Raw genomic sequence first — 18391 nt, 5'->3', positions numbered from 1 at the left:
TGGGAACAACACCGCACCTGGGTACGTTTCCATGTTCATTAACTCGATTTCCGGCAAAATCCTTGCAGATTCCGAGGATTCTGACGAAATTTGCTATGAAGTTGCGCATAAGCAGTGCAATAGTAGTTAACGGTGTGGTTACCACTAATTTAATAATAATCCGCAAATTGTGCAACTTTTTCATTTGTAAATATTTAGAATTTTAATTCAACCAACGGGTATTGTCTTTTAAATTTTTCATAACTCAAAATGTTTTAATTATTAATAAAAGGGTTAATAGAACGTTTCTATTGCGATTAATAGAACTTGAAATCTTCTTTGCTTGGTATCTTAAAATCCGGCATACCATTGTTGTCGTCTATAGGCTTAATTGGAGAATCGGTGGGGGCATATCCTCCCGATGCAACTCTCTGCTCTTTTTTTGTTAAAGGCTTTACCTTGTGTTCGATGTTCTTTTCCATTGTTTTTCTTTTTAAAGTTAATGTTTGAATAATGAATCTCTGATAGTAAGCGGTGTTGCAAGTACATTGCTGAAACCGATATCTGCATCGCAGATGCAACAACCGCCATACGTGTTGATACATTCTTCCAATGTGAGGGTTCTCATAGCTCGATTGACTCTTTTCCCCAATAAGGAGACATTACATTAAGTCGCTCCATATGTCTCCTGGCATGTTTATTGGTGGTATATTGTGGCAACATACTACTAAATCTTCCGGTCTTATAATCATTGGAGGTTTGCTTGAAAAAGTCTGTCTTGAAATCCCCTTTCCTGTCTTTAAGAGAGTGTGTTTGTGTTGCTGCTGTGTTTGTGTTGTTTTGACTTTTTGTTCAAGCACAGACTTTTTCAAGAATCTCCTTTATTTCCCTATCGGGGTGGTTTCCACAGATTGGGCCTGCTGCATCTGCCGGCTCTTATGAATTTGATGTCTTTCATTGTTCTTTGTTTTTTGCTGTTGTTGTATTTGTTTTAAGTTGATGTTGCAAAGTTAAGCGCTTCACTTTGTATCTTTTGTTAGGGTAATGTTAGTTTTACGTTAAACTTTCATTGTTCCTCAACAGAGCAGGGGCGGAAACTTTAGTGTGTTCTGCGGATATTGCGGGTTATAATACTTCTTTTTCGTTTTCATTGATTTTAGTCTTTAATTGTTGTTCTCTTGGTTTGATGTTGCAAAGTTATGGGCTTTGTTTCGGGACTAATGTTAGAGCAATGTCAGTTCTACGTTAAAGTTTACGTCTTTGTTTTTTGAGGATTTTTAGTTCTCATTTGGTGGCGTAAAGCTATTCTGGTATATTCTTTACGATGAGGATGTCTTTTCCGTTGATATTTATTATTTCATATACAACTCTTCCTCCAAAAATTTGCATTTCTTCTTCCTTGGTTAATTCAATAATAAGTTCTTTCATTGTTCTAATAATTTAAAGTTATACATTATTTCTTTCTTTTAATACCGCAAAAATATAAGGGAAGATTTTTATAATATGTTAGAAAAATGTCAGTTTTAGGTTAAAGTTTTAATTTAATTAATATCTTTGCAACGTAAATGAAATTAATGAAGAAACAAAAATATAAATACATTCGTTTGTTTACCTTTTTAGGTTTGATTGCTGTACTGTCATTGCAGACAGTATGGATATATAATACTTATATGCTTATAAGGTATAATATTCAGAAGGATTGTTGTGAGGTTTTGGAAGAGGCTATTGAAAATGAAATGAAAATAAGAATGGCATGTACTCCAGAAGGAACACAAGTCATAGGAGGTGAAGTGAATGGTACCATAAATCCGCTGACTTATTTTTGTGAGAACTTGTCTAATATGGGATATAAAATGTCTCTGTTAAAAGTGGATTCCATAGCATCTGCTTTGCTGAAGGAATATAGTATTGAAAGTAATTTTGTTGTTTGTACCATGAATCCTCAGAATGATAGCATTTTGCAAGTTAGTAAGAAAGAAAAATTACCTCTATGGGGCATCATAAAGTCTGCCCCATTTGCTATAAAATCAGATTCCACTGAAGCTGTACAACTTGTTCTTGTCAATCCTTATAAAGTATTTTTTGAACGTATGGGCTTGTTGATGATAGCCTCCTTTATCATGCTGGTTTTGGTAATCGGTTGCATTATCTATCAGATTAAAGTAATCATCTATCAGAAGAAAGTGGCCAAGCTTCGTGAAGACTTCTCATATGCTATGATTCATGACATGAAGACACCGCTTAGCTCTATCATGATGTGCTCTGATGCGTTGAATGACGAGAAGATAGAAAGTATGCCGGAATTGAAAAAAAGCTTTCTGGGAGTGGTGAAGTCCGAAACTGTACATTTGCTGAAGTTGATAAACAGACTGTTGACTATCTCGAGGCTGGAAAGCCATAAGTTGACGATGGTCAAGGAGAAAGTGCAACTGGAACCGATGCTTGAAAGAATAATGGAAACCTTTAAGGCAAAATCTACCAAGCCGTTGCATTTCACGTTAAACCTGCAAGCCAAGGAAGTGAATGCTGACAAGGAATATCTGGAAGAGGCTGTCTATAATTTGGTGGACAATGCCGTGAAATATTCTAAAGACGAGGGGGAGGTAGAGATAGAAATAACTTCGGAGTGCAGCGGAGGTTATTCCTGCATCAAGGTGCGCGACAACGGTATCGGTTTTTCTGAAGAAGATAAACGTAAGATATTTGATAAATTTGAGCGTGGTTCTGCCATCAAAAGCTCCCGTTTGGGCAAGGTCGCAGGGTTTGGATTGGGACTGAACTATGTGTATCGGGTGATGGAGGCACATGGAGGGACAGTGACGGCAAGCAGCGTGGTTGGAAAATTCAGTGAATTTACATTGTATATGTCAGCATCGGAGGAAGAGGATACTGAAAACAAAATGATAGATGGAAAACAAAATTAAATTGCTTTTGGTGGAAGATGATTCCATGTTGACCTATGTCGTAAAGAGCAGTCTGGAAGGACTGATTGGAGGATATGAGGTTATTACGGCTGTTAATGGGCAAGAAGGCTTGAAAGCATATCAGGAGTATCATCCGGATATTATTATCTCGGATGTGGATATGCCGGTGATGAATGGTCTTCAGATGGTGGAGCGCATCCGTGAAGTGGATGGAAATATACCTATCTTACTGGCTTCGGCGTTGGGCTCGCCCAAAGATGTGACCAGTGGATATAAGTTAGGAGCCGATAATTACGTGAAGAAGCCTTTTGTGGCTGAAGAACTGGATGCACATATACATGCTTTGCTTAAATTGAGAAAAGGACAGCCTTCGCGCAATGAAACAGATTGCTACCACTTCGGGCAATACACACTGGATGCCGCACACGCAACCCTTAGGAATGACAAAAACGGTGAGAAAACAGTGTTAAGTCGGCGCGAAGCTGGAATTCTCAGACTTCTTGCACGGAACAAGAATCAAGTAGTGAAACGGGGTGCTATTGTCAGCCACAATTGGGAGACTCAGGATGAAAACGACTACTTTATCTCGCGTAGCCTTGATACCTATTTGGTGAAACTACGCAAATGCTTGGAAGACGATCCTACGGTGTCCATAAAGACAGTCAGAGGGGTGGGGTTGATGTTGGTAGAGGAATAATTGAGTAGGAGTGTATCATTTTTTTATTGTTCTTCAATGCAGTATTTTGTTTGTTCAAGCATTTTCTATATATAGATAACTGTTTTAAAACTAATACTATTTGCTTATGCTTAAAAAAACGATTACTGCCTTAAGCCTACTTTGTATCCTTGCAGCCTGCCAGAGTGACGACAACTCTTCACCACAACCCAAGCCCCGCAAAGACATTGCCTTGACCCGTGTCGAGCAGGAGATGACGGATTTAGGAACGGATTTCGCTTTCCGTTTCTTTAATCAGGTTTGTAAAACTGAGGTGGAAAAGCCCAATCTGTTCATCTCTCCTTTGAGCGCTTCGCTCTGTCTGTCTATGATTGCCAATGGAGCGTCGGGAAACACACTGTCTGAGATGACAGATGTCCTGGGCTTTTCGGGCTATTCGTTGGAGGAAATGAACAACTATAATAAGAAGTTGGTGGAGGCGTTGCTCGATTTGGATAATACCACACAGTTGGGAATTGCCAATTCCATCTGGATAAAGCAAGGGTTCGGTGTTCATGACGACTTTGTAAGCGTGAACAAAAAGATATATGACGCGCAAGTGCAGGAACTGGATTTTTCCTCTCCCAAGGCTCCGGACATTATAAACAGCTGGTGTGCCGGGAAAACGAATAATTGCATAAAGAAGGTTTTGACAGAGATGCCTGCGAGTGCACGTATGTATTTGTTGAATGCTCTCTATTTCAAAGGAATCTGGAAAAACCAGTTCAAGAAATCAGATACGAAGGCAGAGCTGTTTACAAGTGTGGACGGAAGCCGGTCGACGGTACAGATGATGAATATGTCCAGAGAACGTTTCAATTATACGGAAAATGAATGCTTTTCCATAGCAGAGTTCCCTTATGGTAATGAAGCTTTCAGTATGGTAGTGCTTTTGCCGGCCGAAGGAAAGTCTTTGGAGGAATGTCTGCCGCAATTGACGGATGAGCATTGGCGGGAGTGGAACAATACTTTGTCAGGTACAATGCTGAATGTCAAGCTGCCACGGTTCGAACTGAAATATGACAAGGGCTTGATAGAAGATATGCAAGAAATGGAGATGAAGGATGCCTTCGACAGCAGGTGCGCTGATTTCTCTAAAATGTCCAATGAGGAATTGTTTGTCGACCTGTTGCAGCAATATACTTATGTAAAGGTAGATGAAGAGGGGACGGAAGCTGCGGCTGTGACTATCGCAGGAATGGTAGATGCGGCTGCTCCCGGTCCAAGTGCGGTCATTCCTTTCTATGTAGACCGTCCTTTCGTCTTCCTGATAAAGGAAAAGAGTACGGGAACCATTCTGTTTATGGGGAAAGTCACGAAACTGTAACTGCAATATATGTTGAAAGTAAAGGAAGGTGTGTCAAGAACTAAGATGTCCTTTTTGCTCTGACACACCTTCCTCTTTTCTTTATAACCGGTTCTTGTATATCTGCGCCATTGCCTTCTGATACTGGTTTTCCAGTTGCAGGAGGTTTGCCTTGCTTTGATAAACCACCGATATTTCAACGAAGTACTCAATCATACTGATTTGCCCTCCCATAAGTGCTTGTTTCAGCAAGGTGAGGTCTTGCTGCTGCTGGAAGGTGCACTCGTATTCCTCCATGGAAGCGTGCAGGTTCTTGGCCTCTTCATAGAGTTGCCACAAGGCAGAGCTGGCTTGCAGTGCGGCGTTCTCCTTTTGATAGTCTATGTTGAGCGCCTGTGTCTTGGCTATCTTGACCTTATTGCGGTTCTCGAAAAGCGGGAAAGAGAAGCCTACTACCACACCGTTCAGCGGGTGCCCTGATTCGGTATTTCTACGGTAACCCAGTTCCAGTTTGGGCAACCAGCCTTGCTTGCTTGCCGAAATCTGTTTTCGGGCAGCAGAACTTTCACCTTGCATGGATTGCAGGGTGGGGTCTGAAGCCAGCAGTTCGTCGACCAGTGGGCGGAAGTCGGCCGGCAACGGCACTGCCGGGTACTCTGTCAATCCGAGCGTTTGGGCGTTGGGTATGGTACCGGACATGGGACGTCCTGGTGTGAGCGGCTGGTTTCCGTTGAGGACAAGCAGCTCTTTCAGTTTATTGTTAAGTGCCGTTTGGTTCATGCGGGCTTCCGTGCGTACATTCAGCAACTCCAGATTAATTTTGTTGGTTTCCAGTGCATTGGCATCTCCCGTTTCCAGACGTCGGGTGTACATGGCCGACAACTCCTCTGCATTCTTCAACCGTTCGTCGAGCAGAGCTTGCTGGCGTTGCAGCATGATGATGTCCAGGCATACTTCCTTCGCTTGCAGTAATATCTGCTGGCGAAAGGCGGTGGCTTGTGCATCCAGTGCATTTGCCTTGAGTCGGTTCATCTTTCCTCGGGTGGCATAAAGCGTGGGGAAGTCGAAGCTTTGCGAGATAACCATTTCGCCAACTGTCTCGTCACTGTTCTTGGAGTCCCAAAGGTGGGCGTATGATAGTGTAGGGTCGGGGAGGTTGTTGTTGGTCTTGCTCTCCAGCTTTTGTGAGGAAATGAGGTGGAAGTTGGCCTGCAACTCCTTGTTGTTGGCCTCTATCTGCTGGAGTACGGCATCAATGCCGGATGTTTGTGCGCTCATCCCCGCAAAAGCGAGGATGGCAGCGCTGAATATGAAAAATCTTTTATTCATTGTCTGATGTTTTAGATTGTTGGTTATGGTGCATCATAAGGTAAACAATCGGAATGATGAAACCGTTCAGGAACGTGGATGTTAAAAGGCCGCCCAAGATAACCTTTGCCATCGGGCTTTGTATTTCGTTGCCTGGCAGATCGCCACTGAGAGCCAGTGGAATAAGTGCCAATGCACTGGATAGGGCGGTCATCAGGATTGGATTCAGACGGTCGAGTGAACCGCGGATAACGCTGTCGTAGACGTCATAGCCTTCTTCCTGCTGCAGGTGGTTGTAATGGCTGATGAGCAACATTCCGTTTCGGGTGGCGATACCGAACAGTGAGATGAAACCGATGATGGCGGGGATACTCACTTCGCCTGTTGTGATGAGTAGGGCGAACACACCGCCTATCAATGCCAGCGGCAGATTGATAAGGATGATGGAGCTCTCTTTCACACTGCGGAATTCATGGTAGAGGAGCAGGAATATCACCACGATGGACATGAACGAAGTAAGTGCCAGCGTGCGGCTTGCCGCTTGCTCGCTTTCGAATTGTCCGCCATATTCGATGTGGTACCCTTCCGGCAGTTTGATTTGTGCATCCATCTCGGCTTGTATATCGTTGACTACGCTTCGCAGGTCGCGGTCGGCCACGTTGGCGGAAATGACGATTTTACGTTTTACATTTTCGCGACTGATGGTGTTCGGACCCATGGTTGAGCGGATTTCCGCTACATAGTTCAGTGGAATCTTTTGTCCGTCACTTGTATCAATCATCAAGTTACGGATTTTTTCCGTTTCGTCGCGTAGGTTGTCTTTCATGCGTACGGTCAGGTCGAAACTCTTTCCCTTTTCGTAAACTAGGGAAACAGCTTCACCGGCCAGGCAGACATTGACAAACTCCGAAAATTCGGGCAGTGAAATGCCATATTTGGCAAGTATTTCCCGTTTGGGCGAAATGACAAGCTGCGGACGTTCAATTTGCTGTTCCACGTTAAGGTCGGCAATACCGGGAATGCCCTGAATAGCGTTCTTGATTTCATTGCCCAGAGTGAACATGCGGTTCAGGTCGTCGCCGAACAGTTTGATGGCGATGTTCGCCTTTGTACCGGAAAGCATGGCATCTATACGGTGGCTGATAGGCTGGCCTATTTCCACGTTTGCCCCTACAATGGTACCCAGTTTTTCGCGGACTTCTGCCACAAGCTCGCTGCGTGAGCGGTCTTTCAACTCAAACGGTGCCTCAATCTCGGAGACATTTACTCCCAGAGCGTGTTCGTCCAGCTCCGCACGTCCCGTTTTACGGGCCACGGTTTGTATTTCGGGGATGGAGAGCAGCAGTTCCTCGGCACGATGCCCCATCTTATCGCTTTCTTCCAGAGAGATGCCCGGAAGCGAGGAGATATTGATGGTGAACGAACCTTCATTGAATGGTGGCAGGAACGAGCGCCCCAGGGTGAAGAAACAGCCGAGTGCCACTACAAACAAGCTGATAGTACCTCCCAGCACCCCTTTCTTATGTCCCAATACGAAAGTCAGCGCTGTGCCATACCATTGTTTCATTTTGCGTGCCACGACAGAGTCACCGTTGGCATTGTTCTTCTCCTTTATTTTTTCTTTCCCCAACAAGTAGGAGCAAAGTACCGGCGTTACGGTCAGCGCCACAACGGTAGAGGCAATCAATGCCACGATGAACGCAATGCCCAGCGGTACCAACATTCTACCCTCCATACCGCTCAGGAAGAATAGAGGTACGAAACTGGCAATGATTATCAACGTTGAATTGAGGATAGGCATACGTACTTCTTTCGATGCATTGAACACCACCTCCAATATGGGCATCCGCTCTTCGGCAGGCTTCAGCCTATTTTCGCGCATACGCTTGTAGACGTTCTCCACATCCACGATGGCATCATCAACCAACGAACCGATGGCGATAGCCATACCTCCCAGGCTCATGGTGTTTATCGTAAAGCCCATATAGTGTAGGGCAAGGATGGAGGCAATCAGTGATAACGGTAGTGTCACCAGCGAGATGACTGTGGTACGTACGTTGGCAAGGAATAGGAAAAGCACGATAACAACGAAAATACCTCCTTCCAACAATGACTTTTGAACGTTTCCGATGGAACTTTCGATGAAACGGCTTTGACGGAAGATGTCAGTAGATACCTTTATGTCGGCAGGCAGGTTCTTCTGCAAGTCTTGCAGGGAGGCTTCCAGTTTGTCTGTAAGCTCCAGTGTGCTTGTAGCGGGTTGCTTGGTGACCGTCAGTAGTACGGCATGTTTGCCACGTTCCGATGCAGTACCCAGTTTGGGAAGTTTGGCTCCGATTTGAACATCGGCAATGTCTTCCAGCAGGATGGGGGCGCCGAAGGCTCCGTTGCTCCGTACCACAGCTTTGGCTATCTGGTCTACCTTGTCGGTAGAAAGTACGCCGCGTACGATATATTCATTGCCATATTCATAGAGCACTCCGCCATTGGCATTCAGGTTCATTTCGCGAGTGGCGTTCGTCACTTCGCTCAATGTCACACCGTAGTGGCGCATCCGTTCCGGATCCAACTGTATTTGATATTCCTTGATGTCGCCACCTAATACGGCAACTTGTGCTACGCCACCCGTAGAAAGCAGACGGGGGCGTATGGTCCAGTCGGCAATGGTACGCAAATCCAGCATGGAAGTTGAATCTGCCGTCAGACCAATAATCAGCATCTCACCTAAGATGGAAGACTGTGGTCCCAGTGTCGGTTTGCCTACATTGGCGGGTAATGATTCACTGACGACTGCCAGCTTCTCGCTGACAATCTGCCGTGCCAGGTATATATCCGTATCCCAGTCGAATTCTACCCAGACAACAGAGAATCCGTTTGTCGAGGAAGAGCGTACACGGCGCACACCCGTTGCACCGTTCACAGCTGTTTCTACGGGAAAAGTGACCAGTTGCTCCACTTCCTCTGCCGCCATACCGTTTGCTTCGGTCATGATGACCACTGTCGGCGCATTGAGGTCAGGAAATACATCCACTTCCGTATGCATGGCGGTATAAGTGCCGCCAATCAGCAACAGCACCGATGCTACCAGCACCAAGATGCGGTTTTGAAGAGAAAAAGCGATTATTTTGTTTAACATCTTTCTATTTACTATTTACAATGTACGATGTACAATTTGGCTACACGATTGCAGCTCTGTTAGTAGAATTATTCTTTTTTTCTCATGGCAATCTGCTTTCTACAAAGACCGTATTGCTGTTTTTCTCCTTGATACGGCATTGCAGAATGATACTTTGTAAGTTGTCAAATTGTACATGAGATTAGTGTTCATGACTATGTGCCGGAATAGCGTTTGTTGCCGATGCCAGTTTCACTTGATAGGCTCCTTGAGTTACGACACGGTTGCCTGCTTTTATGCCGGAAAGGATTTGTACACTTTCGCCATTGTCGGCACCCAGGGTGACAAGCTGTTTTTTGTAACCTTCTTCATCCAGTTGTAGGTAAACAAAGAAACTGCCTTGCTCTTCGGTCAGTGCACTGTGAGGAAGAGACAATACATTTTCCATCGGTGAGGATAATAAGAATACTTCTACAAACGAGCCGGGAATAACGTCTCCCTTATTGTCGAATTCAAAAGTCACCGGTACATAATATCCGTTTTCGCCCGAAGCTTTTCCATACGAAAGCATGCGCCCGCCTAGTTCTTTCAATGTATATACCTTATTATTATAAGGAGTACAGAAGTTGGCGGAACCGATGCTGTTTAGGTAAGGATAGTACTTTTCGGATACATCCGCACGCAGGAAAAGCTTTCGGTTCTGGGTGACGCTTACCAGTGGCTGGCCAATGCTGACGTAATCCCCTTCTTTCACCAACAGGTTCTTTACATAACCGCTGATGGGAGAGACAACTGCCTGGCCGCTTGCCGAATGGTTCTTTGCGACTGCCTCGTAACTGATACGGGCATTTTCATAAATCTGTTCGGCTTGTGCGAACTCCTTTTCAGATACGATTTTGTTGCCTACAAGCGCTTTCATACGCTGATATTCTTTCTTGGAAACCTCGTAGGCTATCCGGGCTTTCTGCACCGGGTCTCCGTCGGCCATGTTTTTGGATGACAATATCACCAAAGGAGTACCTTTGCTGACACTCATTCCTTCGATAACTTTTCCCTTGAAGGAAACCACGCCTGCTACTGTGGCTACGGCTACGCTCTCGTCTCCTTGGGCTGCCATTACCTGGCCGCTGGTCTTGATGACTTGATGGAAAGTACCCGGTTCAACAGTGCTGACTACCACGCCTGCAGCTTGTGCCTTTGCCGGTGGCAGAATGATTTCATCACTTCCTCCGGCATGGTTTTCATGCTCATGGTTGTGTCCCTCATGCTCATGGTCATGCCCCTCATGCTTGTGGTCATGTCCCTCATGATTGTGCTCTTCTGTTTCGTGATTATGTCCTTCGTGACTGTCTCCGGACTTGCTGTTGCAGGAGCCTAAAAGGAATAACCCCAAGACTCCCATGAAAATAACTTTTTTCATGATGATATTTGTTCTTACTTTTTGATTTTGAATACAAAGTTAGGGCATAGGGTATGCAACCAAATTGCATTGTTCCTTATGCCGGATAGAAATCTGTCCCGGTGATGTCCCGACAACAGTTAAGCAAGAAGAGACGGAGGGGCACGAAGCCCCGTAGCACATGCGATAAATGTGCTATGAAGAGATTCCAGATAGATACATTCCTGCCTGCTTATGTCAAATTCGGGTAGGGTGAGTAACTTGGAAAAAGGCTCAATGAATAGGATTACTGCCCACAAGGCATCCGGATGTGAATATACATCATCGGAGGAGCAGGGCGTCTGTTGTACAAAATGGGTTGTCATGCATCCCGTGTTGCGACAGCAGTGTTCGTTGTCTGGGCTATGATGCTGTCCGCAGCAATCGGCGGTGATGTCATTCTTCATGCATATTATTCCGTCGGCATGATGATGGTGGGGAATGACGGGTATCATCAGCATTATCAGGCTGATGAAAAAAAGAATATAGGTTATGTACTGTTTCTTTTTCATTCCTCTATCTTTGGACGGATGCAAAGATAGAGGTTAATGGCTTAATTGCCAAATGGAAAATGCTAAAAAGGTGTGAATAACATATTCAATCCCTCGTTCTTTCATCGCTTCCTCTTCCGTTTGGCCAGTTCGGAGGACAATAACTTCCCGCCCTTGCCAAATCCTACTTATGGTGGCATCATATTGTTTCATTTTCATATCTCTTAGTTGAGTGTTTAGTAAAATGAAAATCATATGTATCAGCCATTTGTTCGGACGCTGGATTCAGCGGATGCTTATCGTTCCAGTTCGCGGAGGGAGTCCATTTTCTTCTTTTCGAGGAATTCGTAGATGCCGCTCAAGTGTTCTTTCACTTGTTTGTTGCCGAATTCATATACCTTGCTTACCAGTCCATCCAGGAAATCACGGTCGTGGCTGACGAGGATAAGGGTTCCGTCAAAATCCATAAGAGCCTGCTTCAGGATATCTTTGGTTTTCATGTCCAGATGGTTGGTCGGTTCGTCCAGTATCAGCAGATTCACCGGTTCGAGCAAGAGTTTTATCATGGCGAGGCGTGTGCGCTCTCCACCCGAAAGCACCTTGACTTTTTTCATGGACTCTTCGGGACCACCGAACATGAAGGCGCCCAGCAGGTCGCGTATTTTATTACGGATTTCCCCTTTTGCCACATCGTCGATAGTCTGGAACACGGTCAGGTTCTCATCCAACAGCGAGGCTTGATTCTGTGCGAAATATCCAATCTGCACATTGTGTCCTATGGTAAGGGTGCCTTCATGCTCTATTTCCTTCATGATACACTTTACCAACGTTGACTTTCCTTCGCCGTTTTTGCCGACGAAAGCAACCTTGTCTCCCCGTTCTATGGTGAGGTTGGCATTCTTGAAGACCACGTGGTCGCCGTAGCTTTTCCCTACCCCTTCCATGATGACGGGATAATTGCCCGAACGGGGGGAGGGAGGGAATTTGAGGCGCAACGCAGAAGTGTCTTCTTCGTCCACTTCCAGCAGTTCCAGTTTCTCCAGCATCTTTACGCGGCTCTGCACTTGCAGGGTCTTGGAGTAGGTGCCTTTGAACCGTTCGATGAATTCCTTGGTTTCGGCAATAAACTTCTGCTGGTCATCGTAGGCTTTCTGCTGCTGTTCGCGGCGTTCCTTGCGGAGTTCCAGGTATTGGGAGTAGTTTACTTTATAGTCGTATATCCGCCCCATGGTCACTTCAATGGTACGGGTGGTGATGTTGTCCACGAACTTTCGGTCGTGGCTGATGACGATGACAGCCTTTCCGCTACTGATAAGAAAATCTTCCAGCCATTGTATGGATTCTATGTCCAGATGGTTGGTAGGCTCGTCCAGCAATAGTACGTCGGGTTTCTGCAGTAACAGTTTGGCAAGTTCGATGCGCATGCGCCATCCACCGCTGAAGTCACTGGTCTGGCGGTTGAAGTCTTCGCGTACAAAGCCCAATCCGAGCAGTGCTTTTTCCACATCCTCCTCGTAATTGGTGGAGTCGATGGCATAGAACTTTTCGCTTAAGGCAGAGACGTTCTCGATAAGTTCCATGTAGCTATCACTCTCGTAGTCGGTACGCGTTTCCAGTTCCTTGTTGAGGCGCTCTATTTCGGCTTCCATTTCATGCAGATGGGCAAAGGCTTGCGCCGCTTCCTGGAATACGGTACGTCCGTCTTCTGTCATAAGGTGCTGTGGAAGGTAAGCTATGACACTGTCTTTGGGGGCTGAGATCTTTCCGCGGGTAGGTTGTCTTGCACCTGCCAGAATTTTCAACAATGTACTTTTCCCCGCTCCGTTTTTGCCCATCAGGGCGATACGGTCTTTTTCATTGATAACGAAAGATATGTCACTGAATAAAGTAGTTCCGCCGAATTCTACGGCCAATCCGTCTATAGAAATCATTATATGTTTTTTTATGAGCTGCAAAGATAGTGTAAATTGAGTGCAGAACTTTCATGCTTGCATGAAAAACTTATGCCGAGATGCAGCTTATCTTATTTTAAAGATAGTGCGATTATCTTATTTTTATATCTTTTCCCCTATATAAACAATACGTATAGGCCATGAGAATAGAAAAAGTATCAGTATTGCAGTGATAATCAATCTATTCTAGCTTTATTCTTTTTTATCAGTAATAAAGTATCACTTTATTACTGATAAAGTGTTGCTGTATTCCCGATAAAGTAGTACTTTATTGGCGATAAAGTGTTGCTGTATTATAGGTAAAGTGTTACTATAAAGTGCTTGCTGCATACCGATGAATGCTGTGAACCCTATGTCAATTTGTATTGCATACAGTAGAATAATACATTCATCACAATCGTCCTAATGGTTAAGAGACCGGTTTTTCTTCACAAATTCCATCTTCAGTTTTGCCTCTTCCATGTTTTTCTTTATTTCCGTCATGGAAGAAAGCAGTTGTGCCAACTCGTAAATACTTGCAAGCGCCTGGCGGTCGGTGGCAGTCATGGTGACGGAGTAGGGACGTTCTCCCAAATAGTTGACTTTAATGTTCTTGTCCTTGTTCAGATAGAGAAAGCCCATGACATTTCCGTCTTCTCCCAGTTTGAAATCAGCTTTTTCAATCTTTTCACCGAGATTGGTCGTTTCATAGCTATCTTTGGCGGCGGGCGTCTCGGCAAAACTGCCGTCGGGAGCGGTAACCTTGACGGCCACATGGTGGATGTTATGGGCTCCGCAATAGATAGAGGTCATGCTCATTATACCGTTTTCGTCTACCTGGAAGCGGAGGAAAGAACGGTGCAGATTTTTTTCTATCACTTGGGACGGATACAGGTAATTGCCTATATTCTGGTATTCGGCATCTTTCTCAAAGGTATATTTCCCTTTGATTGCAGCGAATTCCTTTTGCTTGGCTTGAAGCATGCTGTCAAGATAGGCCATACTCTTTTCCTGCTCTTTCAGCTCCACTTCCTGCATCAGGCCGATACCTGCACGGCGAGTTTCAAACGCTTTGGGATAGAGTATCTTGATACTGTCAATCAGAATCTTCGCTTCATTGTAGTTGCCGAGTTCAAAAGCTGTGCGGGCAGCTTGTAGTTTTTCACCGGCTTTCTTCTCTACATTTTCGCAAGAGAAGAGCATGCAGCACAGGCATGCAAGGAGTATTACTTTCTTCATATTTGTTGTTCTTGGAGTTAGAGTCCACAAAAATAGAAATAATATCTTTATCTTTGCAGCATTTTAATGTGCAAATGTGCTAATAGACCATTGACATATTTGCGTATTCATTACATTAGCGCATTATTTATGATAGATTTGACGGCAGAAGAACTGAAGCAATATTTTAGTGATGATATATTCAAGCGGATATCCGAAACGGCTGATGAATTAGGATTGGAATGTTACGTAGTCGGTGGATATGTACGTGATATTTTCCTGCAACGTCCTTCCAAGGATATTGATGTGGTGGTGGTAGGCAGTGGCATTGCCATGGCCGAGGCGCTGGGTAAGCGTCTGGGGCGTGGGGCGCATGTTTCCGTCTTCAAGAATTTCGGTACGGCACAATTGAAGTACTATGGTACGGAAGTTGAGTTTGTGGGTGCAAGAAAAGAGTCGTATACGCACGATTCACGCAAACCGATTGTAGAGGACGGTACATTGGAGGATGACCAGAACCGCCGTGATTTTACCATCAATGCACTGGCTGTCTGTCTGAACCGGGTGCGTTATGGCGAGTTGGTCGACCCCTTTGGCGGTATTGGAGACTTGAAGGAAAAGACCATCCGGACACCGCTTGACCCTGATATAACTTTCAGCGACGACCCTTTGCGGATGATGCGCTGTGTCCGTTTTGCTACCCAGTTGGGATTCTATATCGATGATGACACATTCGATTCACTGGAACGGAACCGGGAACGTATCTCCATCATATCCAAGGAGCGTATTGCAGACGAGCTCAACAAAATCATTCTGTCGCCTATCCCCTCCAAGGGCTTTATTGAGTTGGACCGGTGCGGCTTGTTGGAACTGATATTCCCGGAACTTGTGAAGCTGCAAGGTGTGGAGACGCGCAACGGACGTGCCCACAAGGACAATTTCTACCATACACTCGAAGTGCTCGACAACATCAGCAAGAAGACCGACAACCTCTGGCTGCGCTGGGCGGCTCTTCTGCACGACATAGCCAAGCCTGCCACCAAGCGTTGGGAACCCCGTGCGGGCTGGACGTTCCATAATCATAACTTTATCGGCGAGAAGATGATACCTGATATTTTCCGCAAGATGAAGCTTCCTATGAACGAAAAGATGAAATATGTGCAGAAGATGGTGGGGCTGCACATGCGTCCCATTGTGATAGCGGATGATGTAGTGACCGACTCGGCGGTACGCCGCCTGCTGTTCGAGGCAAGCAACGATATAGACGACTTGATGACTTTGTGCGAAGCCGATATTACCTCCAAGAATATGGAGCGCAAGAAGCGTTTCCTGAACAACTTCCAACTGGTGCGCCAGAAGCTGAAGGACTTGGAGGAACGCGACCGCATCCGTAACTTCCAGCCGCCGGTCAGCGGGGAGGAGATTATGAGTACTTTCGGCCTCTCTCCCTGCCAGCAAGTGGGTGCCTTGAAGAGTGCCATCAAGGATGCCATCCTGGACGGGGTCATTCCTAATGAATACGAAGCCGCCCGTGCATTTATGCTGCAACGGGCGGAAAAGATGGGATTGAAAGAGATCAAGTGACATTATTCTTCGGCCTGGAACTTGCGGCTTACTTTCATCAGGTTGATGGTGTAGGTCACTATGTTCTGGGCTTCTTGTATCATTGTCAGATAGACCATGCTCACCTTGATGCTGCCATTCTGGCTCTGAATGCGTTGCAGTTCTTCGCGTTTCAAGTGCGACAGCTCGCCGTTTAGATGGTTGGCTTTGCGAATCTCGGTCTCAAGTTCGTTATAGTCGTTCGTCTCCAATTTGTGGCGGCATACTTGCAGCAGGTAGCAGATGTCTTCTGCAACATCTGTGAACTCTCCCTTTTGAATGGCATCCAGCGGCTTGAAGTTGTTGTCGATGTGCTCCAGACACGGCTCGCAAAGACGGCCTACGCTGTACACCAGTTCGCTGGCAAAGTCATTGCCCTGGTAGTAATAGAGTCCTTTCTCCAGTACGGTATTATTGTCGAGGCGGCACATGGCAAGTGTTCCGGTGCGTTTCATCTGCTTGATGAGTTGTTTCTCGAACTTTACCGCTCCCATGGCACGGCGCAGTCCGCGCAAGTTCTCGTGCAGGAAGGAAGTGACGGTGCGCTCGAAATTCTCTTCTGTGAATTCCATTATCTTCACCAGTTCCTCGCGGGTATGCTTGCGGAGCAATTCAACTACTTCGTTATTGTCCGTACTCTTCATCAATTGTTTCAGAGTCTCGCTGCCTTTTTCTTTCTCTTTGCGCTTCTTGTACATCACTTGGCTGCGAATCAGCATGAAGACTGCCAGACCAATCAGTACCAGAATGGCAATCGTACCACCGAAATGGATAACCAATGCCACGAAAAAACAGATGGTGAATGCTGCTCCGGCAGTGATGAACCAACCGCCGATGACACTGAGCACACCCGTAATGCGGAATACAGCCGAGTCACGTCCCCAGGCACGGTCGGCAAGCGAGGTACCCATTGCCACCATGAAGGTGACGTAAGTAGTGGAGAGGGGTAATTTCAAGGAAGTTCCCAAGGCGATGAGCAGACCTGCCAATACGAGATTGACGGAGGCGCGAACCAGGTCGAAGGCGGCACCGTCGGCTATGATGGCTTCATCTTTCTGGAATCGTGTGTTTATCCATTGTTTGCTGCTTTCGGGCATTGTTTTGGATATTCCGTTAGCCAGGGTCATGCTGAAGCGTACCAGCGTACGGGCTATCGGGGTACTTCCGAAGTTCTCTTCGCCGTCGTCTTGGCGGGCAAGGTCAACGGAAGTCTTGATGACGTTGTGGGCTTTCTTGGATGTGCAGAGTGCATAGACCATAATCGTGCCTGCACCGATAAGGAAATACCATGGGGTTTTGGCTGCACCGAGGAGTGAGGACATCAGGAATCCGTCGGGACCGGCGGCCGTACCATTGGCTGTATAGTCAATAAATGAGGAATATCCTGCGAGGGGGATACCGATAAAATTCACCAAGTCATTGCCGGCAAAGGCAAGGGCGAGGGCGAAAGTACCCATCAGAACCACTACTTTGAAGACATTTACCCTGCACCAATGCAGTATCTGCATCAGTATGGTAAAGAATACAAAGAAACCGGTTATCAGCAATGCGGTATTGTCGTGTATCCATTGCTTGTTTTCAGGGGTCATGAATGAACTGTCTTTCAGCCCCTTTATCAGCATGAAGTAGATGATGCTGGTGGTAGCTATACCGCCGAACAGTGCAATGCTGTATTTCATTTTCTTCTTGTAGTTGAAGGTGAACACGATACGTGCCAGCCATTGCACCAACATACCGAAGAAGAAGGCGATAGCGACGGACAGGAAGATACCCATGATGACAGACAGTGCCTTGTCGGTATTGATGAGGTCACCCAGGCCCAGTGTATCGCTATTATAGACCTTGATGAGTGCCAGTGCGAACGTACCTCCCAGTAGCTCGAACACCATTGATACGGTAGTGGAGGTCGGCATCCCCATCGTGTTGAAAACGTCAAGCAGTACAACATCCGTCAGCATGACCGCAAGCAGGATGCACATGATTTCGGCAAAATAGAAATGCTGCGGTTGGTAGATACCATGCCGTGCAATATCCATCATGCCGTTGGACAAGGCTGCTCCGATAAATATACCTACGCCTGCAATGAAGAGTATGGTTTTGAAGGATGCTGCCTTTGCCCCGACAGCGGATTGCAGAAAGTTGACCGCATCGTTGCTTACACCTACCACGAGGTCGAAAATCGCGAGTACGAACAGAAAGATAACAATACCCAAATAGATTGTTTCCATAAACTATGTCACTACTGTCCAATAAAAGTTAGCTAATCGGTCTTTGAAATTATTGAAATACAGTCTTTTAAGCAGTCCTTTAGAATGAAACGGATTTGAATTCGTAGCTTAGCGGTCAAATTGAAGGCCGCTTATG

General features: G+C 45.8%; 15 protein-coding genes and 1 pseudogene. 4 read left to right on the top strand and 12 right to left on the bottom strand.

Going from position 1 to position 18391, the window contains the following annotated elements; translation table 11 throughout:
• The 4 genes and pseudogenes from HU824_RS19875 to HU824_RS19865 form a co-directional block, all read right to left on the bottom strand.
• Positions 1-109, bottom strand: a pseudogene (locus tag HU824_RS19875) (IS982 family transposase); the annotation flags it as partial.
• A 187-nt stretch (positions 110-296) separates the two neighbouring features.
• Positions 297-461: a hypothetical protein gene (locus tag HU824_RS16840; RefSeq protein ID WP_176469456.1), complete on the bottom strand. Its 165-nt coding sequence runs from the start codon at positions 459-461 to the stop codon at positions 297-299.
• A 17-nt stretch (positions 462-478) separates the two neighbouring features.
• Positions 479-607, bottom strand: coding sequence for a hypothetical protein (locus HU824_RS19870; protein ID WP_255260551.1), 129 nt, complete (start codon positions 605-607; stop codon positions 479-481).
• 674 nt (positions 608-1281) lie between these two features.
• Positions 1282-1407, bottom strand: coding sequence for a hypothetical protein (locus tag HU824_RS19865; protein WP_255260550.1), 126 nt, complete (start codon positions 1405-1407; stop codon positions 1282-1284).
• Positions 1408-1715: 308 nt separating this feature from the next.
• Here HU824_RS19865 and HU824_RS16835 point away from each other — a divergent pair, with 308 nt between their 5' ends.
• The 3 genes from HU824_RS16835 to HU824_RS16825 all read left to right on the top strand — a co-directional run bounded on the left by HU824_RS16835 (position 1716) and on the right by HU824_RS16825 (position 4945).
• A complete protein-coding gene (locus HU824_RS16835) occupies positions 1716-2903 on the top strand; it encodes a sensor histidine kinase KdpD (protein ID WP_176469455.1) in 1188 nt (395 codons plus the stop codon).
• Positions 2887-3600 (top strand): response regulator transcription factor, encoded by a 714-nt coding sequence (locus tag HU824_RS16830; RefSeq protein ID WP_136011115.1) that lies wholly within the window; start codon positions 2887-2889, stop codon positions 3598-3600. Before HU824_RS16835 ends, HU824_RS16830 begins: the two co-directional genes overlap by 17 nt.
• Before the next feature lie 106 nt (positions 3601-3706).
• A complete protein-coding gene (locus HU824_RS16825) occupies positions 3707-4945 on the top strand; it encodes a serpin family protein (protein WP_176469454.1) in 1239 nt (412 codons plus the stop codon).
• Between the two features lie 81 nt (positions 4946-5026).
• Here the strand turns inward: HU824_RS16825 and HU824_RS16820 are convergent, their stop codons facing one another.
• The 7 genes from HU824_RS16820 to HU824_RS16790 form a co-directional block, all read right to left on the bottom strand.
• Complete coding sequence (locus HU824_RS16820; protein WP_176469453.1) at positions 5027-6253, bottom strand: TolC family protein; 1227 nt, start codon at positions 6251-6253, stop codon at positions 5027-5029.
• A complete protein-coding gene (locus tag HU824_RS16815; protein WP_136011118.1) occupies positions 6246-9368 on the bottom strand; it encodes an efflux RND transporter permease subunit in 3123 nt (1040 codons plus the stop codon). Before HU824_RS16815 ends, HU824_RS16820 begins: the two co-directional genes overlap by 8 nt.
• A 181-nt stretch (positions 9369-9549) precedes the next feature.
• Positions 9550-10767 carry an efflux RND transporter periplasmic adaptor subunit gene (locus tag HU824_RS16810; protein WP_176469452.1) on the bottom strand — a complete coding sequence of 406 codons (1218 nt, stop codon included), beginning with the start codon at positions 10765-10767 and terminating at the stop codon, positions 9550-9552.
• A 119-nt stretch (positions 10768-10886) separates the two neighbouring features.
• Positions 10887-11297, bottom strand: a complete 411-nt coding sequence (locus HU824_RS16805) for a DUF6769 family protein (protein WP_136011120.1) — start codon at positions 11295-11297, stop codon at positions 10887-10889.
• 33 nt (positions 11298-11330) lie between these two features.
• A complete protein-coding gene (locus HU824_RS16800) occupies positions 11331-11489 on the bottom strand; it encodes a hypothetical protein (RefSeq protein WP_176469451.1) in 159 nt (52 codons plus the stop codon).
• A gap of 83 nt (positions 11490-11572) precedes the next feature.
• Complete coding sequence (locus HU824_RS16795; RefSeq protein ID WP_136011121.1) at positions 11573-13207, bottom strand: ABC-F family ATP-binding cassette domain-containing protein; 1635 nt, start codon at positions 13205-13207, stop codon at positions 11573-11575.
• Positions 13208-13630: 423 nt separating this feature from the next.
• Positions 13631-14446, bottom strand: a complete 816-nt coding sequence (locus HU824_RS16790) for a hypothetical protein (RefSeq protein WP_176469450.1) — start codon at positions 14444-14446, stop codon at positions 13631-13633.
• A 129-nt stretch (positions 14447-14575) separates the two neighbouring features.
• Between HU824_RS16790 and HU824_RS16785 the strand changes: the two genes are divergently transcribed.
• Complete coding sequence (locus HU824_RS16785) at positions 14576-16009, top strand: CCA tRNA nucleotidyltransferase (protein ID WP_176469449.1); 1434 nt, start codon at positions 14576-14578, stop codon at positions 16007-16009.
• Positions 16010-16011: 2 nt separating this feature from the next.
• On the opposite strand, the gene HU824_RS16780 is transcribed toward HU824_RS16785, so the two are convergent.
• Positions 16012-18255, bottom strand: a complete 2244-nt coding sequence (locus tag HU824_RS16780; protein ID WP_176469448.1) for an inorganic phosphate transporter — start codon at positions 18253-18255, stop codon at positions 16012-16014.
• Between the last annotated feature and the right edge of the window lie 136 nt (positions 18256-18391).

The sequence above is a fragment of the Bacteroides sp. L10-4 genome, assembly GCF_013373675.1.
In the GTDB taxonomy this organism is placed as follows: Bacteria; Bacteroidota; Bacteroidia; order Bacteroidales; family Bacteroidaceae; genus Bacteroides; species Bacteroides muris.
This window is presented reverse-complemented; position numbering and strand designations above follow the sequence as displayed.